The sequence below is a fragment of the Streptomyces sp. NPDC107765 genome (genome assembly GCF_055657085.1).
Genome location: NZ_JBVKBL010000003.1, coordinates 252,708 through 277,893 on the forward strand (window position 1 = coordinate 252,708; position 25,186 = coordinate 277,893).

Genomic DNA, 25,186 nt, shown 5'->3' on the forward strand with positions numbered 1-25,186 from the left:
CCTCGCGCGCGGCGCCGGGGTCCGCTTCCTGGACTCGGCGCCGCCGCTCCCGCGTGACGTGGGAGGATCAGGGGGAGACCGTACGCGGATGAGCAGTACATGAGGAGCACCGTTGAGCAGGTTGCGCTGGCTGACGGCGGGGGAGTCGCACGGCCCCGCACTGGTGGCGACGCTGGAGGGCCTTCCGGCCGGGGTCCCGGTCACCACCGACTTGGTGGCGGACGCCCTGGCGCGCCGCCGGCTGGGCTACGGCCGCGGTGCCCGGATGAAGTTCGAGCGGGACGAGGTCACGTTCCTGGGCGGCGTGCGGCACGGCCTGTCGCTGGGCTCGCCGGTGGCGATCATGGTCGGCAACACCGAGTGGCCCAAGTGGGAGCAGGTGATGGCGGCCGATCCGGTGGATCCGGACGAGCTCGCTGCGCTGGCCCGTAACGCCCCGCTGACCCGCCCGCGCCCCGGTCACGCGGACCTCGCCGGGATGCAGAAGTACGGTTTCGACGAGGCCCGCCCGATCCTGGAGCGCGCCTCGGCGCGGGAGACCGCGGCCCGGGTCGCCCTGGGCGCGGTGGCCCGCTCCTTCCTCAAGGAGACCGCCGGCATCGAGATCGTCTCGCACGTCGTCGAGCTGTGCTCCGTGAAGGCTCCGCAGGGCGTGTACCCCACGCCGGCCGACGTCGAGAAGCTGGACGCCGACCCGCTGCGCTGCCTGGACGCGGACGCCTCGAAGGCGATGGTCGCCGAGGTCGACCAGGCCCACAAGGACGGCGACACGCTCGGTGGTGTGGTCGAGGTACTGGCCTACGGCGTGCCGGTCGGCCTGGGCTCGCACGTGCACTGGGACCGCAAGCTGGACGCCCGGCTCGCCGGTGCCCTGATGGGCATCCAGGCGATCAAGGGCGTCGAGATCGGCGACGGCTTCGAGCTGGCCCGGGTGCCCGGCTCCCAGGCGCACGACGAGATCGTGGGCACCCCCGAGGGCATCCGGCGCGTCTCCGGCCGCGCCGGCGGTACCGAGGGCGGCCTGAGCACCGGCGAGCTGCTGCGGGTGCGGGCCGCGATGAAGCCGATCGCGACCGTGCCGCGCGCCCTGAAGACCGTGGACGTCACCACCGGTGAGCCGGCCCAGGCGCACCACCAGCGCTCCGACGTCTCCGCCGTGCCGGCCGCCGGGATCGTCGCCGAGGCCATGGTGGCCCTGGTCCTCGCCGATGCCGTGGTGGAGAAGTTCGGCGGCGACAGCGTGGCCGAGACCCGCCGCAACGTGCAGGGCTTCCTCGACAACCTGGCGATCAAATGACGTCCCCGGTCGTCGTGTTGATCGGCCCGCCCGGTGCCGGCAAGTCCACGGTGGGCGCGCTGCTGGCCGAGCGGCTGGGGGTCGGCTACCGCGACACCGACGCGGATGTCGTCGCCACCGCCGGCCGGCCGATCGCCGAGATCTTCATCGACCAGGGCGAGGAGCACTTCCGCGGACTGGAGCGGGAGGCGGTCCGGACCGCGCTCGACGAGCACCCGGGCGTGCTCGCGCTGGGCGGCGGCGCGGTCCTCGACGAGGGCACCCGCACGCTGCTGACCGGGCTGCCGGTGATCTTCCTCGACGTCGAACTCGCCGACGCCGTCAAGCGGGTGGGCCTCGACGCGCCCCGTCCGCTGCTCGCCGTCAACCCGCGCAAGCAGTGGCGCGAACTGATGGAACGGCGTCGTCCGCTCTACACCCAGGTCGCGCGCGCCGTGATCCCCACGGCGCAGCGCACCCCCGGTCAGGTCGCCGAGGCGATCCTGGACGCATTGGAGCTACGGCCGGCCGCGGGCGGCGCCCCGCAGGCGGCCCACAGGGAGGAGAACGCATGACGGAGCAGGCCACCCGGATCCAGGTCGGCGGCACCGCGGGCACCGACCCGTACGAGGTGCTCGTCGGGCGGCAGCTGCTCGGTGAACTCCCGGGCCTGATCGGTGCCGGGGTGCAGCGGGTCGCCGTGCTGCACCCGGAGGCGCTGGCCGCCACCGGTGAGGCACTGCGGGAGGACCTCGCCTCCCAGGGCTACGAGGCGATCGCCATCCAGCTGCCGAACGCCGAGGAGTCCAAGACGGTCGAGGTCGCGGCGTACTGCTGGAAGGCGCTGGGGCAGTCCGGCTTCACCCGCAGCGATGTGATCGTCGGCGTCGGCGGCGGGGCCACCACCGACCTGGCCGGTTTCGTCGCCGCCACCTGGCTGCGCGGCGTGCGCTGGATCGCGATCCCGACCACCGTCCTGGGCATGGTCGACGCCGCGGTCGGCGGCAAGACCGGCATCAACACCGCCGAGGGCAAGAACCTCGTCGGCGCCTTCCACCCGCCGGCCGGGGTGCTGTGCGACCTGGCCGCGCTGGACACCCTGCCGGTGCACGACTACGTCTCCGGCCTGGCCGAGGTCATCAAGGCCGGTTTCATCGCCGACCCGGTGATCCTCGACCTGATCGAGGCGGACCCCGAGGCCGCCAAGCGCCCCGACGGCGCGCACACCGCCGAACTCATCGAGCGGGCGATCCGGGTCAAGGCCGAGGTGGTCTCCGCGGACCTCAAGGAGGCCGGTCTGCGGGAGATCCTCAACTACGGCCACACCCTCGCGCACGCCATCGAGAAGAACGAGCGCTACAACTGGCGGCACGGTGCGGCGGTCTCCGTCGGCATGGTCTTCGCCGCCGAACTCGGCCGGATCGCCGGCCGCCTGGACGACGCCACCGCCGACCGGCACCGTGCGGTGCTGGCCTCCGTCGGGCTGCCGCTGACCTACCGCGGCGACCAGTGGCCCAAGCTGCTGGAGACGATGAAGGTCGACAAGAAGTCCCGCGGCGACCGGCTGCGCTTCATCGTCCTGGACGGCCTGGCAAAGCCGACCGTCCTGGAGGGCCCGGACCCGGCCATGCTGCTCGCCGCACACGCGGAGATCGCCTCGTGAGTGGCGCGCTGCGGCGGGTTCTCGTCCTGAACGGTCCCAACCTCGGCCGGCTGGGGTCCCGTGAGCCCGATGTCTACGGTGCCACCTCCTACGCCGGACTGGTCGAGGAGTGCGCCCGGCTCGGCAAGGAGCTGGGCCTGGAGACCGACGTCCGGGAGACCAACGACGAGGGCGAGATGATCCGCTGGCTGCACGAGGCCGCCGACGGAGCCGTCCCGGTCGTGATCAACCCCGGTGCGTTCACGCACTATTCGTACGGAATGCGGGATGCGGCCGCCCAGCGGACCGCCCCGCTCATCGAGGTGCACATCTCCAATCCGTACGCCCGCGAGCAGTTCCGCCACACCTCGGTCATCGCGGCCGTGGCCAGCGGCACGGTCGCCGGATTCGGCATCGGCTCGTACCGGCTCGCGCTGCGTGCGCTGGCCGAGGAACTGAACGACTGACGCCTCCCGGCGGGCGCTGCGGGCCCGCCCCCGGCCGTTCACGCGGTACGTGCCGGGGGTAGGAGGCCCCCGGCACGCCGCCGGGAGGGTACCGTTCGCAGGCAGTACCTCCCACGCCGGCGGCCGTGGGCCCAACGGCCCCTGGGGGCCGCCGGGTTACCGTACGGCGCACCGGGCAGTCCGGCCCGGCGCCGTGCCCCGCACCACGTCGACCGCACGAGACGGAGAGCCACCGGATGCAGTACGCAGTGGGGGCTCCGCTGCCGCCGCCCCACGGGCAGGCATCAGGACCCGGGGCCGCCATGCACTGGACGCCCGGCCAGGGACGGCCCACCCCACCCACCTCGCCGCCGGCCCCGCCGGCCGCCCCGCCCGCCCCCGCGGGCCCGCCGCCGCCCGCGCAGCAGCCCGCCCCGCAGCCGGGCTGGCACGGCCCCGCGCCGCAGCAGGCCCCGGCGCCCAACGGGCACAGCACCGACATCACCGGCCATGTCCAGCTGCCGCCGGGCGCGCCGGTGCCGCTGCCGAGCCCGCCCTCCGACCCGGCCGCGCCGGACGCCGCGCACGCCGCCGTCGCGGTGCTGCTGATCGGCCCGGCCGGCGCGGGCAAGACCAGCGTCGCCCGCCACTGGGCCGACACCCGCCGGGTGCCGACCGCGCACATCAGCCTGGACGACGTCCGCGAATGGGTCCGGTCCGGCTTCGCCGACCCGCAGTCCGGCTGGAACGACCACTCCGAGGCGCAGTACCGCCTGGCCCGCCGGACCTGCGGTTTCGCCGCCCGCAACTTCCTGGCCAACGGCATCTCCTGCATCCTCGACGACGCGGTCTTCCCGGACCGTCCGGTCGTCGGCCTGGGCGGCTGGAAGCGCCACGTCGGCCCCGGACTGCTGCCGATCGTGCTGCTGCCCGGCCTGGAGATCGTGCTGGAGCGCAACGCCCGGCGCAGCGGCAATCGCCGGCTGTCGGACGAAGAGGTGGCCCGGATCCACGGCCGGATGGCCGGCTGGTACGGCTCGGGGCTGCCGATCATCGACAACTCCCAGCACGACGTCGCCACGACGGTGCGGGTGCTGGACGACGTGGTCGCCCGCTCACTGGCCAGCCCGCCCAGCTGGTAGCCGCCCTGGGGAGCGTCCTTGCCGGTCGTCCCCCGGGCGGCCCCCTCGACCGGCCGCCGCGGGGGAGCCGCCGTACCCTTGCGATATGTCCGAGTTGTACGCGGCCCGACGCACGCGGCTGCGCGACCGCTGTGCCGCAACCGGAAGCGCCGCCGCCCTGATCTCGCGCCCCGCGAACGTCCGCTACCTCACCGCCTGCGCCCCGCCGGGCGCCGCTCTGCTGCTGGGCCCGTCCGACGACCTGCTGCTGTGCGGCAGACCGCTGAGCGGTGATCCGTCCGAGGGGCGGCCGGTGGACGACGTACGGGTGTCGGTGCTGCCCGGCCGCGGCGGTGACCCGGTGGTGGCCGGCGCCGACCTGGCCGCGAAGGCCGGCGCAGACACCCTGGCCGTCGAGGAGCACCATCTGACCGTCACCCGGCACCGGGCGCTCTCCCAGGTCGCGCCGCAGCTCCGGCTGGCCGACCTGGCCTGTGCGGTCGAGGCGCAGCGGCTGGTCAAGGACGACGACGAGATCGCCTGTCTGCGGATCGCCGCGGAGATCGCCGACCAGGCGCTCGGCGAACTGCTGGAATCGATCCTGGTGGGCCGTACCGAGCGGCATCTCGCGCTGGAGCTGGAGCGCCGGCTGGTGGACCACGGCGCGGACGGCCCGGCCTTCCCGACCTCCGTGGCGACCGGCCCGAACTCCGGCCGCCCTGGGCATCTGCCCACCGACCGGCGCGTGGAGGAGGGCGACTTCCTCAGTGTCTGCCTGGGGGCGAACTATCGCGGCTACCGCTGCGAGATCGGCCGCACCTTCGTCATCGGCACCACCCCCTCGGACTGGCAGATCGAGCTGTACGATCTCGTTTTCGCAGCCCAGCGGGCCGGCCGGGAGGCGCTCGCGCCGGGGGTGGAGTGCCGCGAGGTGGACCGGATCACCCGCCATGTACTCGATGCGGCGGGGTACGGCGAGCGGCTCGGACCGTGGACCGGGCACGGTGTGGGGCTCGAAATCGACGAGGACCCTCAGTTGTCCCCGGCCGCCATGGGTAAACTGGACGCTTGCGTGCCGGTCACCGTCGAGCCGGGGGTTCACATCCCGGGCCGTGGGGGTGTCCGGATCGACGACACACTCGTCGTCCGCCCCGAGGCGGACGGCGGGCCCGAGCTACTCACGATCACGACCAAGGAGCTGCTCGCACTCTGAGCCGCAGCGGCTCGGGGGGCGTCGCTCCGGGTCCCACCACCTGCAGTCCAGGAGATTCCGCAACCGTGGCATCCACGAACGACCTCAAGAACGGCATGGTGCTCAAGCTCGAAGGCGGCCAGCTCTGGTCCGTCGTCGAGTTCCAGCACGTCAAGCCCGGCAAGGGCCCGGCCTTCGTCCGCACCAAGCTCAAGAACGTGCTCTCCGGCAAGGTGGTGGACAAGACCTTCAACGCCGGCGTGAAGGTCGAGACGGCCACCGTCGACAAGCGCGGGATGCAGTTCTCGTACATGGACGGCGACTACTTCGTCTTCATGGACATGGACACCTACGACCAGCTGCACGTCGACCGCAAGGCCGTCGGCGACGCCGCCAACTTCCTCATCGAGGGCTTCGAGGCGGTTGTCGCGCAGCACGAGGGCGAGGTGCTCTACGTCGAGCTGCCGGCCGCCGTCGAGCTCGTCGTCCAGGAGACCGAGCCGGGCGTCCAGGGCGACCGCTCCACCGGCGGCACCAAGCCCGCGACGCTGGAGACCGGCCACCAGATCCAGGTGCCGCTCTTCATCACCACCGGTGAGAAGATCAGGGTCGACACCCGCACGAGCGACTACCTCGGCCGGGTGAACAGCTAACCGTGGCTGCCCGCAGCAAGGCCCGTAAGCGCGCGTTCCAGATCCTCTTCGAGGCCGATCAGCGCGGCGCCGACGTGCAGTCCGTGCTCGCGGACTGGATGCGACACGCCCGGACCGACCCCCGGCAGCCGCCGGTGAACGAGTACACCCTGCAGCTCGTCGAGGGGTACGCGGACCACATCGTCCGCATCGACGAGCTGATCTCCACCTACGCGGTCGACTGGGACCTGGACCGGATGCCGGCGGCCGACCGCTCGATCCTCCGGCTCGGGGCCTACGAGCTGCTCTGGGTGGACGACACACCGGACGCGGTGGCGATCGACGAAGCCGTGCAGCTCGCCAAGGAGTTCTCCACGGACGACTCCCCGGCCTTCGTCAACGGCCTCCTCGGCCGGCTGAAGGAGCTGAAGCCGGGTCTGCGGCGCGAGGCGCAGTAGCCGGCGCCGCGGACGAGCGGCAGAGCACAGGACGGGCCCGGAGCGTTGGGTGAACGCTCCGGGCCCGTTCGCATGCCCGCACCGGCCCCGGAGGACGGCGGCAAACGGAACCGCCGCCCCGGGCTCCGGAGCGGCGGTACGTTTCTGCAGATAACGGGAGAGGCTCAGATCTCCTCGTGGGACACGGCCCGACGGGCGTCGGCGTCGAGCACGCCCCAGCTGATCAGCTGCTCGGTCAGCACCGAGGGCGACTGGTCGTAGATGACGGCGAGGGTCCGCAGGTCGTCCTGGCGGATCGAGAGGACCTTGCCGTTGTAGTCACCGCGCTGGCTCTGGATCGTGGCGGCATAGCGCTGCAACGGGCCGGCCTTCTCCTGCGGGACGTGGGCCAGCCGCTCCAGGTCGAGCACCAGCTTCGGCGGCGGCTCGGCCGCACCGCCCGGTGTCGTCCCCGGCAGCAGTTCCTGCACCGGAACGCCGTAGAAGTCCGCCAGCTCGGCAAGGCGCTGCACGGTCACGGCACGGTCGCCGCGCTCGTACGAACCGACCACCACGGCCTTCCAGCGACCCTGGGACTTCTCCTCGACGCCGTGAAGGGAGAGGCCCTGCTGGGTGCGGATGGCGCGGAGCTTGGCCCCGAGCTGTTTGGCGTATTCGCTGGACATATAGCTCCCCAGACAGCTGTATCGACATGCGGCTCCGCCGCGTGGCTGGTAACTCACTGTGAGGTTACGCAGCGTAATCTCGGTTCGTCAAGCGGAATGGGTCAGACCCTCACCCGTCAGGGGTGCAGACGGGCCAGGAGAGCGGCCCTGGTAACCTGACTGCGTAATTCCGACGTCCTTTAAGGTCCGTCCCGTGAGGCGGAGAAGGAGGTCCGTTTCGTATGGACGCAAACAGCTCCGAAGCGGGAGCTCAGCTCCCCGCGCGGCCGGTGCTCGAAGGCCCCGACATCGCGCGCATGCTCACCCGCATCGCCCACGAGATCGTCGAGCGCGCCAAGGGCGCGGACGACGTGGTGCTGCTGGGAATCCCCACCCGTGGCGTCTTCCTCGCCCGGCGGCTGGCCGCCAAGCTCCAGGACATCACCGGCCGCTCGGTCCCGGTGGGCTCGCTCGACATCACGATGTACCGCGACGACCTGCGCCTGGGCCCGGCCCGGACGCTCGCCCGCACCGAGATCCCCGCCGAGGGCATCGAGGGCCGGGTCGTCCTGCTCGTCGACGACGTCCTGTTCTCCGGACGCACGATCCGCGCCGCCCTGGACGCCCTGGGCGACATCGGCCGGCCGCGCGCGGTCCAGCTGGCGGTCCTCGTCGACCGCGGCCACCGCGAACTGCCGATCCGCGCCGACTACGTCGGCAAGAACCTCCCCACGTCGCTGCGGGAGGCGGTCAAGGTCCAGCTGACCGAGGAGGACGGCCGGGACGCCGTACTGCTCGGCCTCAAGCAGACCACCCCGGCCGGCGAGCGCTAGCGCACCGCTGACGGACCCGGTGACCCCGGGCCCGCACGCATGCCTGCCTGACGGACATTCCCGTACCCCTCCCTCACACACGGAGAAAACCGGATGAAGCGCCACCTCATCTCGGCCGCCGACCTCACCCGCGACGACGCCGTGCTGATCCTCGACACCGCCGAGGAGATGGCCCGGGTCGCCGACCGGCCGATCAAGAAGCTCCCCACCCTGCGCGGACGCACGGTCTGCAACCTCTTCTTCGAGGACTCCACCCGCACCCGGATCTCCTTCGAGGCCGCCGAGAAGCGGCTCTCCGCGGACGTCATCAACTTCGCGGCCAAGGGGTCGAGCGTGTCCAAGGGGGAGTCCCTCAAGGACACCGCGCAGACCCTGGAGGCGATGGGCGTCGACGCCGTCGTCATCCGGCACGGTGCCTCCGGCGCCCCCTACCGGCTCGCCACCTCCGGCTGGATCGACGCCCCGGTCATCAACGCCGGTGACGGCACCCACCAGCACCCCACCCAGGCCCTGCTCGACGCCTTCACCATGCGCCGCCGGCTGATCGGCCCGGACGCCGGGATCGGCCAGGACCTGGCCGGCAGGCGCATCACCATCGTCGGCGACGTGCTGCACAGCCGGGTCGCCCGGTCCAACGTCGACCTGCTGCACACCCTCGGCGCCGAGGTCACCCTCGTCGCCCCGCCCACCCTGGTGCCGGTCGGCGTCGAGACCTGGCCCTGCGAGGTGTCGTACGACCTCGACGGCGTGCTGCCGAAGTCCGACGCCGTGATGATGCTGCGGGTCCAGCGCGAGCGGATGAACGCCGCGTTCTTCCCCACCGAGCGCGAGTACTCGCGCCGCTACGGCCTGGACGGCGACCGCATGGCGCGGATGCCCGGACACGCCCTGGTGATGCACCCCGGGCCGATGGTGCGCGGCATGGAGATCACCGCGGAGGTGGCCGACTCCGGTCGCTGCACGGCCGTCGAGCAGGTCGCCAACGGCGTCAGCATCCGGATGGCCGTCCTCTACCTGCTCCTGGGCGGCAACGAGCCCGCCGTCACCAACCCCCGTACCGAGGAGAAGTAAGACCATGAGCAAGATCCTGATCCGTGGTGCGCAGGTGCTCGGCGGCGAGCCGCAGGACGTCCTGATCGACGGCGAGTTCATCGAGACCGTGGGCAGCGGCCTCGACGCGGACGGCGCGCAGATCATCGAGGCCGGCGGCAAGGTCCTCCTCCCCGGGCTCGTCGACCTGCACACCCACCTGCGCGAGCCCGGCCGCGAGGACTCCGAGACCGTCCTCACCGGCACCCGCGCGGCCGCCTCCGGCGGCTACACCGCCGTCTTCGCCATGGCCAACACCTTCCCGGTCGCCGACACCGCCGGCGTCGTCGAGCAGGTCTACCGGCTCGGCCAGGAACACGGCTACTGCGACGTGCAGCCCATCGGCGCCGTCACGGTCGGCCTGGAGGGCAAGAAGCTCGCCGAGCTCGGCGCCATGCACGAGTCCGCCGCCGGGGTCACCGTCTTCTCCGACGACGGCAAGTGCGTCGACGACGCGGTGATCATGCGCCGGGCCCTGGAGTACGTGAAGGCGTTCGGCGGCGTCGTCGCCCAGCACGCCCAGGAGCCGCGGCTGACCGAGGGTGCCCAGATGAACGAGGGCATCGTCTCGGCCGAGCTGGGCCTGGGCGGCTGGCCCGCGGTCGCCGAGGAGTCGATCATCGCCCGGGACGTGCTGCTCGCCGAGCACGTCGGCTCCCGGGTCCACATCTGCCACCTCTCGACCGCCGGGTCCGTGGAGATCGTCCGCTGGGCCAAGTCCCGCGGCATCGACGTCACCGCCGAGGTCACCCCGCACCACCTCCTCCTCACCGACGAGCTGGTGCGCACCTACAACCCCGTCTACAAGGTCAACCCGCCGCTGCGCACCGAGCGCGACGTGCTGGCCCTGCGCGAGGCGCTGGCGGACGGCACGATCGACATCGTCGCCACCGACCACGCCCCGCACCCGCACGAGGACAAGGACTGCGAGTGGGGCGCCGCGGCCATGGGCATGGTCGGCCTGGAGACCGCGCTCTCCGTCGTCCAGCACACGATGGTCGACACCGGGCTGCTGGACTGGGCCGGCGTCGCCGAGCGGATGTCCTTCCGGCCCGCGCGGATCGGCCGTCTGGAGGGCCACGGCCGGCCCATCTCGGCTGGTGAGCCCGCCAACCTCACCCTGGTCGATTCCGCTTACCGTGGAGAGGTGGACCCCGCGGGCTTCGCCTCCCGCAGCCGCAACACCCCCTACGAGGGCCGTGAGCTGCCGGGACGCGTCACCCACACCTTCCTGCGGGGCCGCGCAACGGTCGTCGACGGGAAGCTGGCGTGACTCCTCCACTGATGCAACTGGCCGAGGCGCAGCGGTCCGCGCCGGTCACCGACTGGGCGGCCCGGCTCGGCTGGGTCGCCGGCCTGCTGGTCCTGGTCGCCTTCGTCTACTGGCTGATGCGCCAGGGCTGGAAATGGCGCGGCACGCTCCAGGGCGACCTGCCCGAGCTGCCGTCCACCCCCGAAAGCCCGGGCGAGCCGAAGCTCACGCTCAGCGGGCGCTACCACGGCTCCACCACCGCCGGGCAGTGGCTCGACCGGATCGTGGCGCACGGTCTGGGCACCCGCAGCCGCGTCGAGCTGACCCTCACCGAGGCGGGCCTGGACGTCGTACGGCCGGGCGCGACGGACTTCTTCGTGCCGGCCGCCGCGCTGCGCGGCGCCCGCCTCGACAAGGGCATCGCCGGCAAGGTCCTCACCGAGGGCGGCCTGCTCGTCGTCACCTGGCAGCACGGGGACCAGGAGCTCGACTCCGGTTTCCGCTCCGACCGGGCGGAGGAGCACCCCGCCTGGGTCGAGGCCCTCACCGCACTGAGCACCACCCCCACCGGCACCACCCGAAACACCACCGAGCAGAGCGAAACGGAAGGCGCACGATGACGACCTCCACCAGGGGAAGCTCCTCTTTGAGGAACAAGGCGCTTCCCGCCGTACTTGTCCTGGAGGACGGCCGCACGTTCAGCGGTCGTGCCTACGGGGCCGTGGGGGAGACCTTCGGCGAAGCGGTGTTCTCCACCGGCATGACCGGCTACCAGGAGACGCTGACCGACCCCTCGTACCACCGCCAGGTCGTCGTCATGACCGCCCCGCACATCGGCAACACCGGGGTCAACGACGAGGACCCCGAGTCGCAGCGGATCTGGGTCGCCGGCTACGTCGTCCGCGACCCCGCCCGGATCCCGTCCAACTGGCGCTCGGTGCGCTCCCTGGACGAGGAACTCACCGCCCAGGGCGTCGTCGGCATCAGCGGCGTCGACACCCGCGCGCTCACCCGCCACCTGCGCGAGCGCGGCGCCATGCGGGTCGGGATCTTCTCCGGCGACGCGCTGCCCGACGCGGGCACCATGCTCGCCAAGGTGCGGCAGGCTCCCGAGATGATGGGCGCCGACCTCTCCACGCAGGTCGCCACCAAGGAGCCCTACGTGGTCCCGGCGATCGGCGAGAAGAAGTTCACCGTCGCCGCCGTCGACCTCGGCATCAAGGGCATGACCCCGCACCGCATGGCCGAGCGCGGCATCGAGGTGCACGTGCTGCCGGCGACGGCGACCGTCGAGGACGTCTACGCCGTCAACCCCGACGGCGTGTTCTTCTCCAACGGCCCCGGCGACCCGGCCACCGCCGACCACCCGGTCTCCGTCATGCGCGGCGTGCTGGAGCGGAAGACCCCGCTCTTCGGCATCTGCTTCGGCAACCAGATCCTCGGCCGCGCACTGGGCTTCGGCACCTACAAGCTCAAGTACGGCCACCGCGGCATCAACCAGCCGGTCCAGGACCGTACGACCGGCAAGGTCGAGGTCACCGCGCACAACCACGGATTCGCCGTCGACGCCCCGCTCGACAAGGTTTCCGACACCCCCTTCGGCCGTGCCGAGGTCTCCCACGTCTGCCTCAACGACAACGTGGTGGAGGGTCTGCACCTCCTCGACCAGCCGGCCTTCAGCGTCCAGTACCACCCCGAAGCCGCCGCGGGTCCGCACGACGCCGCGTACCTCTTCGACCGCTTCGTATCCCTGATGGAGGGCCAGCGTGCCTAAGCGCACCGATATCCAGTCCGTCCTGGTCATCGGCTCCGGCCCGATCGTCATCGGACAGGCCGCCGAGTTCGACTACTCCGGCACCCAGGCCTGCCGGGTCCTCAAGTCCGAGGGCCTGCGCGTCATCCTGGTGAACTCCAACCCGGCGACGATCATGACCGACCCGGAGATCGCCGACGCGACCTACGTCGAGCCGATCACCCCGGAATTCGTCGAGAAGATCATCGCCAAGGAGCGCCCGGACGCCCTGCTGCCCACCCTGGGCGGCCAGACCGCGCTCAACACCGCGATCTCCCTCCACGAGGCCGGCACCCTGGAGAAGTACGGGGTCGAGCTCATCGGCGCCAACGTCGAGGCGATCAACAAGGGTGAGGACCGCGACCTCTTCAAGGAGGTCGTGGAGGAGGTCAACCGCAAGATCGGCCACGGCGAGTCCGCCCGCTCGGTCATCTGCCACTCCATGGACGACGTCCTGGCGGGCGTCGAGACGCTCGGCGGCTACCCCGTCGTCGTTCGCCCGTCCTTCACCATGGGCGGCGCCGGCTCCGGCTTCGCGCACGACGAGGACGAGCTGCGCCGGATCGCCGGCCAGGGCCTCACGCTCTCCCCTACCACCGAGGTGCTCCTGGAGGAGTCCATCCTCGGCTGGAAGGAGTACGAGCTGGAGCTGATGCGCGACAAGAACGACAACGTCGTGGTCGTCTGCTCCATCGAGAACTTCGACCCGATGGGCGTCCACACCGGCGACTCGATCACCGTCGCCCCGGCCATGACGCTCACCGACCGCGAGTACCAGATCCTGCGGGACGTCGGCATCGCGGTCATCCGCGAGGTCGGCGTGGACACCGGCGGCTGCAACATCCAGTTCGCGGTGAACCCCGAGGACGGTCGTGTGATCGTCATCGAGATGAACCCGCGGGTGTCGCGGTCCTCGGCGCTCGCCTCCAAGGCCACCGGCTTCCCGATCGCGAAGATCGCCGCCCGTCTCGCCGTCGGCTACACCCTCGACGAGATCCCCAACGACATCACCGAGCAGACCCCGGCCTCCTTCGAGCCGACCCTCGACTACGTCGTCGTCAAGGTGCCGCGTTTTGCCTTCGAGAAGTTCCCGGCCGCCGACGCCAAGCTGACCACCACCATGAAGTCGGTCGGCGAGGCCATGGCCATCGGCCGCAACTTCCCCGAGGCGCTGCAGAAGGCGCTGCGCTCGCTGGAGAAGAAGGGCAGCCAGTTCGACTTCGCCGGCGAGCCGGGCGAGAAGGCCGCCCTCCTGGAGAAGTCCCAGGTCCCCACCGACGGCCGGATCAACACCGTCATGCAGGCGATCCGCGCGGGCGCCACCCCCCAGGAGGTCTTCGACGCCACGAAGATCGACCCCTGGTTCGTCGACCAGCTCTTCCTGGTCAAGGAGATCGCCGACGAGATCGCCGACGCCGACAAGCTCGGCCCGGAAATCCTCGCGGAAGCAAAGCGCTACGGCTTCTCCGACGCGCAGATCGCCGCGGTCCGGGGCCTGCGCGAGGACGTCGTGCGCGAGGTCCGGCACGCCCTCGGCGTCCGCCCGGTCTACAAGACCGTCGACACCTGCGCCGCCGAGTTCGCCGCGAAGACCCCGTACTTCTACTCGTCCTACGACGAGGAGAGCGAGGTCGCCCCGCGCGAGAAGCCGGCCGTGATCATCCTCGGCTCCGGCCCCAACCGCATCGGCCAGGGCATCGAGTTCGACTACTCCTGCGTCCACGCCTCGTTCGCGCTGTCCGACGCCGGCTACGAGACCGTGATGGTCAACTGCAACCCGGAGACCGTCTCGACGGACTACGACACCTCCGACCGCCTGTACTTCGAGCCGCTCACGCTGGAAGACGTGCTGGAGATCGTGCACGCCGAGACCCAGGCCGGGCCGGTCGCCGGCGTCATCGTCCAGCTCGGCGGCCAGACCCCGCTGGGCCTGGCGCAGGCGCTCAAGGACAACGGCGTGCCGATCGTCGGCACCTCGCCCGAGGCGATCGACCTCGCCGAGGAGCGCGGCGCCTTCGGCCGGGTCCTCACCGAGGCCGGGCTGCCCGCCCCCAAGTACGGCACCGCCTTCTCCTTCGACGAGGCCAAGCGGATCGCCGCCGAGATCGGTTACCCGGTCATGGTCCGGCCCTCCTACGTCCTCGGCGGCCGCGGCATGGAGATCGTCTACGACGAGCCGTCGCTCGGCGAGTACCTGGAGCGGCACGCGGGGCTGATCTCCGAGCACCCGGTCCTCATCGACCGCTTCCTCGACGACGCCATAGAGATCGACGTCGACGCGCTCTACGACGGCCACGAGCTCTACCTCGGCGGCGTCATGGAGCACATCGAGGAGGCCGGCATCCACTCCGGCGACTCCGCCTGTGCGCTGCCCCCGATCACCCTCGGCGGCTTCGACATCAAGCGGCTGCGTGCCTCCACCGAGGCCATCGCCAAGGGCGTCGGCGTCCGCGGACTGATCAACATCCAGTTCGCGATGGCCGGCGACATCCTCTACGTCCTGGAGGCCAACCCCCGCGCGTCCCGCACCGTCCCCTTCACCTCGAAGGCGACCGCGGTGCCGCTGGCCAAGGCCGCGGCGAGGATCTCGCTCGGCGCCACCATCGCCGAACTGCGCGCCGAGGGCCTGCTGCCGAAGACCGGCGACGGCGGCACCCTGCCGCTGGACGCGCCGATCTCCGTCAAGGAGGCCGTGATGCCGTGGAGCCGGTTCCGCGACGTCCACGGCCGCGGCGTGGACACGATCCTCGGCCCGGAGATGCGCTCCACCGGTGAGGTCATGGGCATCGACTCGGTCTTCGGCACCGCCTACGCCAAGTCGCAGGCCGGGGCGTACGGCGCGCTGCCCACCAAGGGCCGGGCGTTCGTCTCCGTCGCCAACCGCGACAAGCGCTCGATGATCTTCCCGGCGCGGGAGCTGGTCGCGCACGGCTTCGAGCTGCTCGCCACCTCCGGCACGGCCGAGGTGCTGCGCCGCAACGGCATCAACGCCACCGTCGTGCGCAAGCAGTCCGAGGGCGAGGGCCCGAACGGCGAGCAGACCATCGTCCAGCTGATCCACGCCGGCGAGGTCGACCTGATCGTCAACACCCCGTACGGCACCGGCGGCCGGCTCGACGGCTACGACATCCGTACGGCGGCGGTGGCCCGCTCCGTGCCCTGCCTGACCACGGTCCAGGCCCTCGCGGCCGCCGTCCAGGGCATCGAGGCGATGAACCGCGGCGACGTGGGCGTCAGGTCACTCCAGGAACACGCGGAACACCTGACCGCGGCCCGCGACTAGCAGCCCGTGAGGGGGACACAGCGAAACCGCCGCTGTGTCCCCCTCTTCATGAGGACACACACCATGTACCAGCTCTTCTTCCGGCTCTTCTTCACGCGCATGGATCCCGAGCGGGCCCACCACCTGGCCTTCGGCTGGATCCGGCGGGCCGCGCAGGTGCCCGTGCTGCGCACCTTCCTCGCCGCCGCCCTCGCCCCGCGCTACAAGGAACTGCGCGTCGAGGCGTTCGGCCGCCGGATGCACGGCCCGTTCGGCCTGGCCGCCGGCTTCGACAAGAACGCGGTCGCCATCGACGGCATGACCATGCTCGGCTTCGACCACGTCGAGATCGGCACGGTCACCGCCCAGCCGCAGCCCGGCAACCCCAAGAAGCGCCTGTTCCGGCTCGTACCGGACCGCGCGCTGATCAACCGCATGGGCTTCAACAACGACGGTTCCGCGTCCGTCGCGGCCCGCCTGGCGGCCCGCAACCCGGTCTTCCCGACCACCCTCGGCGTCAACATCGGCAAGACCAAGATCGTCCCGGAGTCCGAGGCGATCGGGGACTACGTCACCTCCACCGAGCGACTGGCCCGGCACGCCGACTACCTGGTCGTCAACGTCTCGTCGCCGAACACCCCGGGCCTGCGCAACCTCCAGGCGGTCGACCACCTGCGGCCGCTGCTGACCGCGGTCCGCGAGGCCGCCGACCGCACGGTCACCGAGCGCCGGGTGCCCCTCCTGGTCAAGATCGCCCCGGATCTGGCCGACGAGGACGTCGACGCGGTCGCCGACCTCGCCGTCGAACTCGGCCTGGACGGCATCATCGCCACCAACACCACCATCGCCCGCGAGGGCCTGGGCCTGACGTCCGACCCGGCCCTGGTCAAGGAGACCGGCGGCCTCTCCGGCGCGCCCGTCAAGCAGCGCTCCCTGGAGGTGCTGCGCCGCCTCTACGCCCGGGTCGGCGACAAGATCACCCTGGTCGGCGTCGGCGGCATCGAGACCGCCGAGGACGCCTGGCAGCGCATCCTCGCCGGCGCCACCCTCGTCCAGGGCTACAGCGCCTTCATCTACCAGGGCCCGTTCTGGTGCCGCTCGATCCACAAGGGCCTGGCCGCGCGCCTGCGCACCAGCCCGTACGCCACCCTCGCCGACGCCGTCGGCGCCGAGCACAAGAAGGTGACCGCATGACGGAGCCTTTCGCCCACCCGTCGCCCGGCCACCACCCCTCATCGAGGCCCTCCGGGCCGCATCGCATGTCCAGCCCCTTCGGGGCTCGCCTGCGCCGCGCCATGGACGAGCGGGGGCCGCTCTGCGTCGGCATCGACCCGCACGCCTCGCTGCTGGCCGACTGGGGCCTGAACGACGACGTCGCGGGCCTGGCCCGGTTCACCCGCACCGTCGTCGAGGCGCTCGGCGAGCACGTCGCCGTCTTCAAGCCGCAAGTAGCGTTCTTCGAGCGGTTCGGCTCGCGCGGCCTGGCCGTGCTGGAGACCGCCGTCGTCGAGGCCCGCGAACGCGGCGCGCTGGTGCTCATGGACGCCAAGCGCGGCGACATCGGCTCCACCATGGCGGCCTACGCCGAGACCTATCTGCGCCCGGATTCGCCGCTGTTCTCGGACGCCCTGACGGTCTCCCCGTACCTCGGCTACGGCTCGCTGAAGCCGGCCGCCGACCTGGCCCGGGAGAGCGGCGCGGGCCTGTTCGTGCTGGCGCTGACCTCCAACCCGGAGGGCGCCGAGGTCCAGCGCGCGGTCCGCGAGGACGGCCGCACCCTCGCGGCGACCATGCTCGGCCACCTCGCCGCCGAGAACGCCGGCGCCGAGCCGCTGGGCTCCTTCGGCGCGGTGGTCGGCGCCACCCTCGGCGATCTCTCCTCGTTCGATCTGGCGATCAACGGCCCGCTGCTGGCTCCCGGCATCGGCGCACAGGGCGCCACCCCGGCCGACCTGCCGACCGTTTTCGGCGCCGCGGCCGGAAACGTCCTCCCCAGCGTCAGCCGGGGGGTGCTGAAGCACGGTCCGGACGCCGCCGGACTGCGTGCCGCGACGGACCGATTCACCGAGGAAGTGCGCACCGCGCTCGATCAGGCACCGTAAGACGGGGAGTTTGGTCCCGAATTGTCCTGGTCAGCAGAGTCTGACCAGGACTTTTCGTCTGTTCTCGCTGACTCCGGCGCGCTCGGCCGCTAGTCTCCGTCGAGAGCAGTGCACGTAAGCGCGTTGCTCGTTGCTCCGCTGATGCGGGGCGACTAGGTTCCACACCGGTCCGTATCCGACAGTTCGACATCCGAGGTGACGTAGGCGTGGCTCTTCCGCCCCTTACCCCTGAACAGCGCGCAGCCGCGCTCGAGAAGGCCGCCGCGGCTCGCCGGGAGCGCGCCGAGGTCAAGAATCGGCTCAAGCACTCCGGTGCTTCCCTCCACGAGGTCATCCAGCAGGGCCAGAAGAACGACGTCATCGGCAAGATGAAGGTCTCCGCCCTCCTGGAGTCCCTGCCCGGCGTGGGCAAGGTCCGTGCCAAGCAGCTCATGGAGCGGCTCGGGATCTCCGAGAGCCGCCGCGTCCGGGGCCTTGGCTCCAACCAGATCGCGGCACTCGAGCGCGAATTCGGCGGCAGCGCTTCCGGCTGAATTTTCCGGCATCGCCGGGAAGCTGGAATAATCGCTGCATGAGTTCTGCAGTCTCCCGGGGGACGACCCCCGCCGGCCCCCCGGCCAGACAACCGCGACTGACCGTGCTCTCCGGCCCCTCAGGGGTCGGCAAGAGCACGGTCGTCGCGCATATGCGCAAGGTCCACCCCGAGGTATGGCTCTCGGTCTCGGCCACCACCCGCTCCCCGCGACCCGGGGAGCGGCACGGCGTCCAGTACTTCTTCGTCGACGACGAGGAGTTCGACAAGCTGGTCGCCAACGGCGAGCTGCTCGAATGGGCCGAGTTCGCCGGCAACCGCTACGGCACCCCGCGCCAGGCGGTCCTGGACCGTCTGGCGGCCGGTGAGCCGGTCCTGCTGGAGATCGACCTGCAGGGCGCCCGCCAGGTCCGGGAGTCCATGCCCGAGGCCCAGCTGGTCTTCCTCGCCCCGCCGAGCTGGGAGGAGCTGGTCCGCCGGCTCACCGGCCGGGGCACGGAGGCGCCCGAGGTCATCGAGCGCCGCCTGGAGGCGGCCCGGGTCGAGCTGGCCGCGGAGAAGGAGTTCGACGTGACGTGCGTCAACACCTCCGTCGAGGACGTGAGCCGTGAGCTGCTAGCCTTGATGTTGCATCGATCCGGGGACAAGAGCACCAGCGGCTGACCCCGCGGAGCCGCTCCGGCTCCGGACGCACAGACTTTGCGCCGGCCCGTACGACGGCCGGGTGCATGACACCCAGGCTTCATCCCCTTTCGGAAGGTAGAGAGTGTCCTCTTCCATCACCGCTCCCGAGGGCATCATCAACCCGCCCATTGATGAGCTTCTCGAGGCCACCGACTCGAAGTACAGCCTCGTGATCTACGCCGCCAAGCGCGCGCGCCAGATCAACGCGTACTACTCCCAGCTCGGCGAGGGCCTGCTGGAGTACGTCGGCCCGCTCGTGGACACCCACGTCCACGAGAAGCCCCTGTCGATCGCGCTGCGCGAGATCAACGCGGGTCTGCTGACCTCCGAGTCCATCGAGGGCCCGGCCCAGTAAGCACGCATGGCGTTTCATCCAGGGCCCGGCGGCACGACCGCCGGGCCTTTGGTGTGTCATAGGGACGTGAGGACGCCACGGACGCCACGGCCGTGGCGCGGACCGGACTCGGGAGCGGCGAAGCGATGGACAAGCGGGAGCGGGAGCGGCCCAGGGTCGTCCTGGGGGTCAGCGGCGGGATCGCCGCGTACAAGGCGTGCGAGCTGCTGCGCCGGCTGACCGAGTCCGGGCACGACGTCCGGGTGGTGCCGACCGCCTCGGCGCTGCACTTCGTCGGCGAGGCCACCTGGTCCGCGCTGTCCGGCCACCCGGCCGCCACCGAGGTCTGGGAGTCCGTCCACGAGGTCCCGCACGTCCGGATCGGCCAGGCCGCGGACCTCGTCGTGGTGGCTCCGGCCACCGCCGACATGCTGGCCAAGGCCGCCCACGGCCTCGCCGACGACCTGCTGACCAACACCCTGCTGACCGCCCGCTGTCCGGTGATCTTCGCCCCCGCGATGCACACCGAGATGTGGGAGAACCCGGCCACCCAGGAGAACGTCGCCACGCTGCGCCGCCGCGGCGCGATCGTCGTCGAGCCCGCGGTCGGCCGGCTGACCGGCGTCGACACCGGCAAGGGCCGGTTCCCCGACCCGGTGGAGATCTTCGCCCTCTGCCGCCGGGTGCTGGCCCGCGGGGCCGAGGGGGCCGCCGTGGCGGACCTCGCCGGACGCCATGTCGTGGTCAGCGCCGGCGGCACCCGCGAGCCCCTGGACCCCGTCCGCTACCTGGGCAACCGCTCCTCCGGGAAGCAGGGCTACGCGCTCGCGGCCACGGCGGCCGCGCGCGGCGCCCGGGTCACCCTCGTCGCCGGGAACACCGAGCTGCCCGACCCCGTGGGCGTGGACGTGATCCCGGTCGGCACCGCCCGCCAGCTCCGGGAGGCCGTGCTGAAGGCCGCCGCGGACGCCGACGCCGTGGTCATGGCGGCCGCGGTCGCCGACTTCCGCCCCGCCGTCTACACCACCGCCAAGATCAAGAAGGTCGAGGGCCAGGAGCCGGAGCCGGTCGTGCTGGTCCGGAATCCGGACATCCTCGCCGAGCTGTCCGCCGACCGCGCCCGGCCCGGCCAGGTGGTGGTGGGATTCGCCGCGGAGACCGACGACGTGCTCGCCAACGGGCGCGCCAAGCTCGCCCGCAAGGGCTGTGACCTGCTGGTCGTCAACGAGGTCGGCGAGTACAAGGCGTTCGGCTCGGCCGAGAACGAGGCGGTGATCCTGGCGGCCGACGGCACCGAGACCCCGGTTCCGTACGGTCCGAAGGAAGCCCTCGCGGACACGGTGTGGGACCTGGTCGTCCCCCGGCTGGCCGGGAATCGCCGCTGAATCGGCGCACCTTCTCCTCTTTCACCCCACCGGCCCCACAAAATCGGGCGTGTTCCCTTGACCATGTCGCCCCCGCCCGGTGATCGTCCTACCGTGAGGTGTGGTGTCCCAGGTCACGAGGGGTCCAGAAATCGAGACCGCGTACCCGAACGCCACATACGACCGATAAACTGGCGAGTGGATCGGGCCGAGCGCAGCTCTCGGCCCTTCCGCCAATGATCAGCCAGCAGCCGCTGCAACCCCAGGGAGCGATGTGTCCCGCCGCCTGTTCACCTCGGAGTCCGTCACCGAGGGCCACCCCGACAAGATCGCTGACCAGATCAGCGACACGATCCTCGACGCGCTCCTGAAGGAGGACCCCACCTCCCGGGTCGCCGTCGAGACGCTGATCACCACCGGCTTGGTCCACGTGGCCGGCGAGGTGACGACCAAGGCGTACGCCGACATCCCCAACCTCGTCCGCAACAAGATCCTCGAGATCGGTTACGACTCGTCCAAGAAGGGCTTCGACGGCGCGTCCTGCGGCGTCTCGGTCTCCATCGGCGCGCAGTCCCCGGACATCGCGCAGGGCGTCGACACCGCCTACGAGAACCGCGTCGAGGGCGACGACGACGAGCTGGACCGGCAGGGCGCGGGCGACCAGGGCCTGATGTTCGGCTATGCCTGCGACGAGACGCCGGAGCTGATGCCGCTCCCGATCTACCTCGCGCACCGCCTCTCGCGCCGGCTGTCCGAGGTCCGGAAGAACGGCACCATCCCCTACCTCCGCCCCGACGGCAAGACCCAGGTCACCATCGAGTACGACGGCCACAAGGCCGTCCGCCTCGACACCGTCGTGGTCTCCTCGCAGCACGCCAGCGACATCGACCTCGACTCGCTGCTCGCTCCCGACATCCGCGAGTTCGTCGTCGAGCACGTCCTCAACCAGCTCGTCGAGGACGGCATCAAGCTGGACACCGACGGCTACCGCCTGCTGGTCAACCCCACCGGCCGCTTCGAGATCGGCGGCCCGATGGGCGACGCCGGCCTGACCGGCCGCAAGATCATCATCGACACCTACGGCGGTATGGCCCGCCACGGCGGCGGCGCCTTCTCCGGCAAGGACCCGTCCAAGGTCGACCGCTCGGCCGCCTACGCCATGCGCTGGGTCGCCAAGAACGTGGTCGCCGCCGGCCTCGCCGCCCGCTGCGAGGTCCAGGTCGCGTACGCCATCGGCAAGGCCGAGCCGGTCGGTCTCTTCGTCGAGACCTTCGGCACCGCCACCGTCGACACGGACAAGATCGAGCAGGCCATCACCGAGGTCTTCGACCTCCGCCCGGCCGCGATCATCCGCGACCTCGACCTGCTCCGCCCGATCTACTCCCAGACCGCCGCCTACGGCCACTTCGGCCGTGAGCTGGAGGACTTCACCTGGGAGCGGACCGACCGCGTCGAGGCGCTGAAGAAGGCCACGGGCCTGTAAGCAGCGCACCGTCCCGGCCCCGGCCCCGTACCGCCCCGCGGTACGGGGCCGGCGGCGTTCCCGGGGCTCCGGCCCGCGGCCGCGCTCCGGCCCGCGGCCGTTGTCGGTGCGGTCTGCTAAGACTGGTGCTGTGAGCAGTGAGAACGGGCGGGATCCGGGGGAGCGGGGCGAGCAGCTGGCCCTCATCAGGGAGACCGTCCGGGAGACCAGGGCGGAGCGCGCCAAGCCGCGGACGTGGCGGGGCGCGCAGCTCGCCGATGCCCTCCCCGTGGCCCGGGTCCTGGTCGACAAGGGCCCGGTCCACCTCGACAAGCTGTGGGACTACGCCGTGCCCGCCGCCATGGACGCCGAGGCCCGGCCCGGCGTCCGGGTCCGGGTGCGGTTCGGCGCGGGGGCCGGCCGGGTGCGCGAGGGGCGGCGCGAGGGCGGCGGGCTGCTCGACGGCTATCTGGTCGAGCGGGTCGCGGAGTCCGACTACCGCGGCCCGCTGGCCGCGCTCGCCCAGGTCGTCTCGCCCGAGCCGGTGCTCAGCCCGGAGCTGCTGGCGCTGTGCCGGGCGGTCGCCGACCGGTACGCCGGTTCGCTCGCCGACGTCCTCCAGCTGGCCGTTCCGCCGCGGCACGCCAAGGCGGAGGCGGAGCACTTCCCCGAACCACCGCCCCCGCCCGCGCCGCCCGCCCCGGGCAGCTGGGCGCGCTATCCGGACGGCCCGGCGTTCCTGGACGCCCTCGCGCGCGGCGCTGCGCCGCGCGCGGTGTGGACCGCGCTCCCGGGACCGCGATGGCCCGGGGAGCTGGCCGCGGCGGTGGCGGCGACCCTGGCGTCCGGCCGCGGCGCCCTGGTCGTGATGCCCGACGGGCGGTCGGCGGCGCGGGTGGACGCGGCGCTGACCGAGCTGGTGGGGCCGGGGCTGCACACGCTCCTGGTGGCCGATTCGGGCCCCGAGGAGCGGTACCGCCGCTGGCTGGCCATACGCCGCGGCGCGGTCCGGGCCGTCATCGGCACCCGCGCCACGATGTACGCCCCGGTGGCCGGCCTCGGCCTCGTCGCCATCTGGGACGACGGCAACTCCAGCCACAGCGACACCAACGCCCCGCATCCGCACGCCCGGGACGTCCTCCTGCTCCGCGCGGTGCACGAGAAGGCCGCCTGCCTGGTCGGCGACCTGGGCCGCACGGTCGAGGCCACCCAGCTCGTCGAGAACGGCTGGGCCCGGCCGCTGGAGGCCACCCGCGAACAGCTGCGCGCGGCCGCCCCGTTGGTCCGCACCGTCGACGACATGCAGGCCGCGCGCGACGAGGCGGCGCGGGTGGCCCGGCTGCCGACGCTCGCCTGGCAGACGGCCCGCGCCGGGCTGGCCCGCGGCCCGGTGCTGGTGCAGGTGCCCCGCCGGGGCTACGTCCCCCGGCTGGCCTGTGAGCGGTGCCGGGAGCCGGCCCGCTGCCGACACTGCGCCGGCCCGCTGGAGGCGCGCAGCAACGACACCGCGCTGTGCTGCAGTTGGTGCGGCGAGGAGGCGCCGGACTGGCACTGCACCGAGTGCGGTGGCGCCCGGCTGCGGGCGCGGGTCTTCGGCGCGCACCGTACGGCGGAGGAGCTGGGCCGGGCCTTCCCGGAGGTGCCGGTGCGCACCTCCGGCCGGGACCACGTCCTGGACTCGGTCCCGGACCGCCCCGCCCTCGTCGTCTCCACCCCTGGTGCCGAGCCGGTCGCCGAAGGCGGCGGCTATGCGGCCGCGTTGCTGCTCGACGGCTGGGCGCTGCTCGGGCGGGCGGACCTGCGGGCGGGGGAGGAGGCGCTACGGCGCTGGCTGGGTGCCGCGGCGCTGGTGCGCGGCCAGGCGGAGGGCGGCACGGTCGCGGTCATCGCGGAGCCGACGCTGCGGCCGGTGCAGGCGCTGGTGCGCTGGGACCCGGCCGGGCACGCGGTGCGCGAGCTGGCCGAGCGGGCCGAGCTGGGGTTCCCGCCGGTGTCCCGGATGGCCTCGGTGACCGGCCGTCCGGAGGACGTCGCCGAGCTGCTGCGGGCGGCCGAACTCCCGCCGGACGCCGAGGTGTTGGGGCCGGTGCCGCTTCCGGTGCCGGACCCGGGGCGGCCGCGCCGGCCGGGTGATCCGCAGCCCGGTGAGCAGTGGGAGCGGGCGCTGGTCCGGGTCCGGCCGGGCCGGGGCGCGGCGCTCGCCGCGGCGCTCAAGGCGGCGCGGGCGGCCAGGCTGGTCAAGCGGGAGGGGGCGGCGGTGCGGGTCCGGATCGATCCGCTGGACCTGGGCTGATCACGGGGCGCGGCGCCGTGGTCGGGGGCCGGTGGCCGCGCTGCGGGGTGCCGGGCCCGCGGCCGGGTGCGGAGGCGGGCATGACGCCGCCCCGGGACCGAGGTCGGCGGGCGGTCCCGGGGCGCTGGCGAGGGTGCCGGGTGACCGGCGTGGGGGAGGGGTCAGCCGTTGCGCGGGCCGGGGAAGGCGCCCGGCCGGGTCGGCTCTTCGCGGGCGACCGCGGGGGACTGGCCGGGCATGGAGCGGGCGGCCGGCACGGACGGTGCGCCGGACAGCCCGGTGGTCACGCTCACCGCGCGGGTCGCGGCGGACTCCGGCGTACGCACCGCGGGCTCGGACGCGCCGTCCGCGGCGGGCTGGGCGGTGGCCCGGCGGGCGCCGTAACGGCGGTGCACCGCCTGCTTGGTGACGCCGAGCGCGGAGCCCACCGCGTCCCACGAGAACCCCAGCGAACGGTCGAAGTCGACCGCGGCCGTGACGAGCGTCTCGACGCTGTCCCGCAGCTCCTGGGCAAGGCGCACGGTCGGCGCGGGCGCGCGTCCGTAGACGACGAAGCCCGCGGACGGACCCGTGCGCCGCGGCCGGTAGACGTTGCCCAGCTGAGCGGTCAGCGTGCGCAGTGCGTCCACCTGCCGGCGGACCCGCTCGATGTCCCGCACCAGGAGATGCAGGCTGGCGCGCGCCTGGGCGTCGTGGGTTGCGTGGTCGGCCATGAGCAAGCCTCTCGAACCGGCGTGGAATGAGGAAAGGGAAGACGATCGGGCCGCCTCGGCGGC

General features: G+C 72.3%; 24 protein-coding genes. 22 read left to right on the forward strand and 2 right to left on the reverse strand.

The window, feature by feature from the left end; all coding sequences use genetic code 11:
• Positions 1–112 precede the first annotated feature (112 nt).
• The 8 genes from aroC to nusB all read left to right on the forward strand — a co-directional run bounded on the left by aroC (position 113) and on the right by nusB (position 6,767).
• Entirely contained in the window at positions 113–1,297 is a 1,185-nt protein-coding gene (gene aroC / locus ACZ7MX_RS09810) for a chorismate synthase (RefSeq protein WP_472130986.1), read from the forward strand.
• The gene (locus tag ACZ7MX_RS09815) at positions 1,294–1,851 is read left to right on the forward strand and encodes a shikimate kinase (RefSeq protein WP_472130988.1); all 558 of its coding nucleotides are present in this window, start codon (positions 1,294–1,296) and stop codon (positions 1,849–1,851) included. Before aroC ends, ACZ7MX_RS09815 begins: the two co-directional genes overlap by 4 nt.
• Positions 1,848–2,939, forward strand: coding sequence for a 3-dehydroquinate synthase (gene aroB / locus ACZ7MX_RS09820; RefSeq protein WP_472130990.1), 1,092 nt, complete (start codon positions 1,848–1,850; stop codon positions 2,937–2,939). The genes ACZ7MX_RS09815 and aroB overlap by 4 nt, the downstream gene beginning before the upstream one ends.
• A complete protein-coding gene (aroQ, locus tag ACZ7MX_RS09825; RefSeq protein WP_310725685.1) occupies positions 2,936–3,385 on the forward strand; it encodes a type II 3-dehydroquinate dehydratase in 450 nt (149 codons plus the stop codon). The genes aroB and aroQ overlap by 4 nt, the downstream gene beginning before the upstream one ends.
• A 236-nt stretch (positions 3,386–3,621) precedes the next feature.
• The gene (locus ACZ7MX_RS09830; RefSeq protein WP_472130992.1) at positions 3,622–4,506 is read left to right on the forward strand and encodes a Pro-rich N-terminal domain-containing protein; all 885 of its coding nucleotides are present in this window, start codon (positions 3,622–3,624) and stop codon (positions 4,504–4,506) included.
• Between the two features lie 85 nt (positions 4,507–4,591).
• On the forward strand, positions 4,592–5,698 hold the full coding sequence (locus tag ACZ7MX_RS09835; RefSeq protein WP_030412003.1) for an aminopeptidase P family protein: 1,107 nt from the start codon (positions 4,592–4,594) through the stop codon (positions 5,696–5,698).
• Between the two features lie 65 nt (positions 5,699–5,763).
• The gene (gene efp / locus ACZ7MX_RS09840; RefSeq protein WP_472130994.1) at positions 5,764–6,330 is read left to right on the forward strand and encodes an elongation factor P; all 567 of its coding nucleotides are present in this window, start codon (positions 5,764–5,766) and stop codon (positions 6,328–6,330) included.
• Positions 6,331–6,332: 2 nt separating this feature from the next.
• The gene (gene nusB, locus ACZ7MX_RS09845) at positions 6,333–6,767 is read left to right on the forward strand and encodes a transcription antitermination factor NusB (protein ID WP_261952574.1); all 435 of its coding nucleotides are present in this window, start codon (positions 6,333–6,335) and stop codon (positions 6,765–6,767) included.
• 164 nt (positions 6,768–6,931) lie between these two features.
• On the opposite strand, the gene bldD is transcribed toward nusB, so the two are convergent.
• Entirely contained in the window at positions 6,932–7,432 is a 501-nt protein-coding gene (gene bldD / locus ACZ7MX_RS09850) for a transcriptional regulator BldD (RefSeq protein WP_030412006.1), read from the reverse strand.
• A gap of 221 nt (positions 7,433–7,653) precedes the next feature.
• On the opposite strand from bldD, the gene pyrR reads away from it, so the two are divergent.
• The 14 genes from pyrR (at position 7,654) to ACZ7MX_RS09920 (ending at position 24,410) form a co-directional block, all read left to right on the forward strand.
• The gene (gene pyrR, locus ACZ7MX_RS09855) at positions 7,654–8,244 is read left to right on the forward strand and encodes a bifunctional pyr operon transcriptional regulator/uracil phosphoribosyltransferase PyrR (RefSeq protein ID WP_472130995.1); all 591 of its coding nucleotides are present in this window, start codon (positions 7,654–7,656) and stop codon (positions 8,242–8,244) included.
• A 93-nt stretch (positions 8,245–8,337) separates the two neighbouring features.
• Positions 8,338–9,315, forward strand: coding sequence for an aspartate carbamoyltransferase catalytic subunit (locus tag ACZ7MX_RS09860; RefSeq protein WP_472130997.1), 978 nt, complete (start codon positions 8,338–8,340; stop codon positions 9,313–9,315).
• Positions 9,316–9,319: 4 nt separating this feature from the next.
• A complete protein-coding gene (locus ACZ7MX_RS09865; protein WP_472130999.1) occupies positions 9,320–10,606 on the forward strand; it encodes a dihydroorotase in 1,287 nt (428 codons plus the stop codon).
• Complete coding sequence (locus ACZ7MX_RS09870; RefSeq protein ID WP_472131000.1) at positions 10,603–11,205, forward strand: PH-like domain-containing protein; 603 nt, start codon at positions 10,603–10,605, stop codon at positions 11,203–11,205. The genes ACZ7MX_RS09865 and ACZ7MX_RS09870 overlap by 4 nt, the downstream gene beginning before the upstream one ends.
• Positions 11,202–12,359 carry a glutamine-hydrolyzing carbamoyl-phosphate synthase small subunit gene (gene carA, locus ACZ7MX_RS09875; protein WP_472131002.1) on the forward strand — a complete coding sequence of 386 codons (1,158 nt, stop codon included), beginning with the start codon at positions 11,202–11,204 and terminating at the stop codon, positions 12,357–12,359. The genes ACZ7MX_RS09870 and carA overlap by 4 nt, the downstream gene beginning before the upstream one ends.
• Entirely contained in the window at positions 12,352–15,660 is a 3,309-nt protein-coding gene (gene carB, locus ACZ7MX_RS09880) for a carbamoyl-phosphate synthase large subunit (RefSeq protein WP_472131004.1), read from the forward strand. Before carA ends, carB begins: the two co-directional genes overlap by 8 nt.
• Before the next feature lie 63 nt (positions 15,661–15,723).
• Entirely contained in the window at positions 15,724–16,833 is a 1,110-nt protein-coding gene (locus ACZ7MX_RS09885; protein WP_472131006.1) for a quinone-dependent dihydroorotate dehydrogenase, read from the forward strand.
• A gap of 65 nt (positions 16,834–16,898) precedes the next feature.
• Positions 16,899–17,741 carry an orotidine-5'-phosphate decarboxylase gene (gene pyrF / locus ACZ7MX_RS09890; protein ID WP_472131367.1) on the forward strand — a complete coding sequence of 281 codons (843 nt, stop codon included), beginning with the start codon at positions 16,899–16,901 and terminating at the stop codon, positions 17,739–17,741.
• A gap of 206 nt (positions 17,742–17,947) precedes the next feature.
• Complete coding sequence (gene mihF, locus ACZ7MX_RS09895) at positions 17,948–18,274, forward strand: integration host factor, actinobacterial type (protein ID WP_030412015.1); 327 nt, start codon at positions 17,948–17,950, stop codon at positions 18,272–18,274.
• A 38-nt stretch (positions 18,275–18,312) separates the two neighbouring features.
• Positions 18,313–18,936 carry a guanylate kinase gene (gmk, locus tag ACZ7MX_RS09900; RefSeq protein WP_472131008.1) on the forward strand — a complete coding sequence of 208 codons (624 nt, stop codon included), beginning with the start codon at positions 18,313–18,315 and terminating at the stop codon, positions 18,934–18,936.
• 103 nt (positions 18,937–19,039) lie between these two features.
• A complete protein-coding gene (gene rpoZ, locus ACZ7MX_RS09905; protein ID WP_030412017.1) occupies positions 19,040–19,312 on the forward strand; it encodes a DNA-directed RNA polymerase subunit omega in 273 nt (90 codons plus the stop codon).
• A 125-nt stretch (positions 19,313–19,437) separates the two neighbouring features.
• Entirely contained in the window at positions 19,438–20,676 is a 1,239-nt protein-coding gene (coaBC, locus tag ACZ7MX_RS09910; protein ID WP_472131010.1) for a bifunctional phosphopantothenoylcysteine decarboxylase/phosphopantothenate--cysteine ligase CoaBC, read from the forward strand.
• 253 nt (positions 20,677–20,929) lie between these two features.
• Entirely contained in the window at positions 20,930–22,138 is a 1,209-nt protein-coding gene (metK, locus tag ACZ7MX_RS09915; protein WP_472131012.1) for a methionine adenosyltransferase, read from the forward strand.
• A gap of 130 nt (positions 22,139–22,268) precedes the next feature.
• Positions 22,269–24,410 (forward strand): primosomal protein N', encoded by a 2,142-nt coding sequence (locus tag ACZ7MX_RS09920; protein ID WP_472131014.1) that lies wholly within the window; start codon positions 22,269–22,271, stop codon positions 24,408–24,410.
• Between the two features lie 161 nt (positions 24,411–24,571).
• Here the strand turns inward: ACZ7MX_RS09920 and ACZ7MX_RS09925 are convergent, their stop codons facing one another.
• Positions 24,572–25,123, reverse strand: a complete 552-nt coding sequence (locus ACZ7MX_RS09925) for a hypothetical protein (protein ID WP_472131016.1) — start codon at positions 25,121–25,123, stop codon at positions 24,572–24,574.
• Positions 25,124–25,186: the final 63 nt, after the last annotated feature.

Coding starts and splice junctions, on each gene's coding strand:
- ACZ7MX_RS09815 (WP_472130988.1), top strand. CDS start 1,294: ATGACGTCCCCGGTCGTCGTGTTGATCGGCCCGCCCGGTGCCGGCAAG.
- aroB (WP_472130990.1), top strand. CDS start 1,848: ATGACGGAGCAGGCCACCCGGATCCAGGTCGGCGGCACCGCGGGCACC.
- ACZ7MX_RS09830 (WP_472130992.1), top strand. CDS start 3,622: ATGCAGTACGCAGTGGGGGCTCCGCTGCCGCCGCCCCACGGGCAGGCA.
- ACZ7MX_RS09835 (WP_030412003.1), top strand. CDS start 4,592: ATGTCCGAGTTGTACGCGGCCCGACGCACGCGGCTGCGCGACCGCTGT.
- bldD (WP_030412006.1), bottom strand. CDS start 7,432: ATGTCCAGCGAATACGCCAAACAGCTCGGGGCCAAGCTCCGCGCCATC.
- pyrR (WP_472130995.1), top strand. CDS start 7,654: ATGGACGCAAACAGCTCCGAAGCGGGAGCTCAGCTCCCCGCGCGGCCG.
- ACZ7MX_RS09860 (WP_472130997.1), top strand. CDS start 8,338: ATGAAGCGCCACCTCATCTCGGCCGCCGACCTCACCCGCGACGACGCC.
- ACZ7MX_RS09865 (WP_472130999.1), top strand. CDS start 9,320: ATGAGCAAGATCCTGATCCGTGGTGCGCAGGTGCTCGGCGGCGAGCCG.
- carA (WP_472131002.1), top strand. CDS start 11,202: ATGACGACCTCCACCAGGGGAAGCTCCTCTTTGAGGAACAAGGCGCTT.
- ACZ7MX_RS09885 (WP_472131006.1), top strand. CDS start 15,724: ATGTACCAGCTCTTCTTCCGGCTCTTCTTCACGCGCATGGATCCCGAG.
- pyrF (WP_472131367.1), top strand. CDS start 16,899: ATGTCCAGCCCCTTCGGGGCTCGCCTGCGCCGCGCCATGGACGAGCGG.
- gmk (WP_472131008.1), top strand. CDS start 18,313: ATGAGTTCTGCAGTCTCCCGGGGGACGACCCCCGCCGGCCCCCCGGCC.
- coaBC (WP_472131010.1), top strand. CDS start 19,438: ATGGACAAGCGGGAGCGGGAGCGGCCCAGGGTCGTCCTGGGGGTCAGC.
- ACZ7MX_RS09925 (WP_472131016.1), bottom strand. CDS start 25,123: ATGGCCGACCACGCAACCCACGACGCCCAGGCGCGCGCCAGCCTGCAT.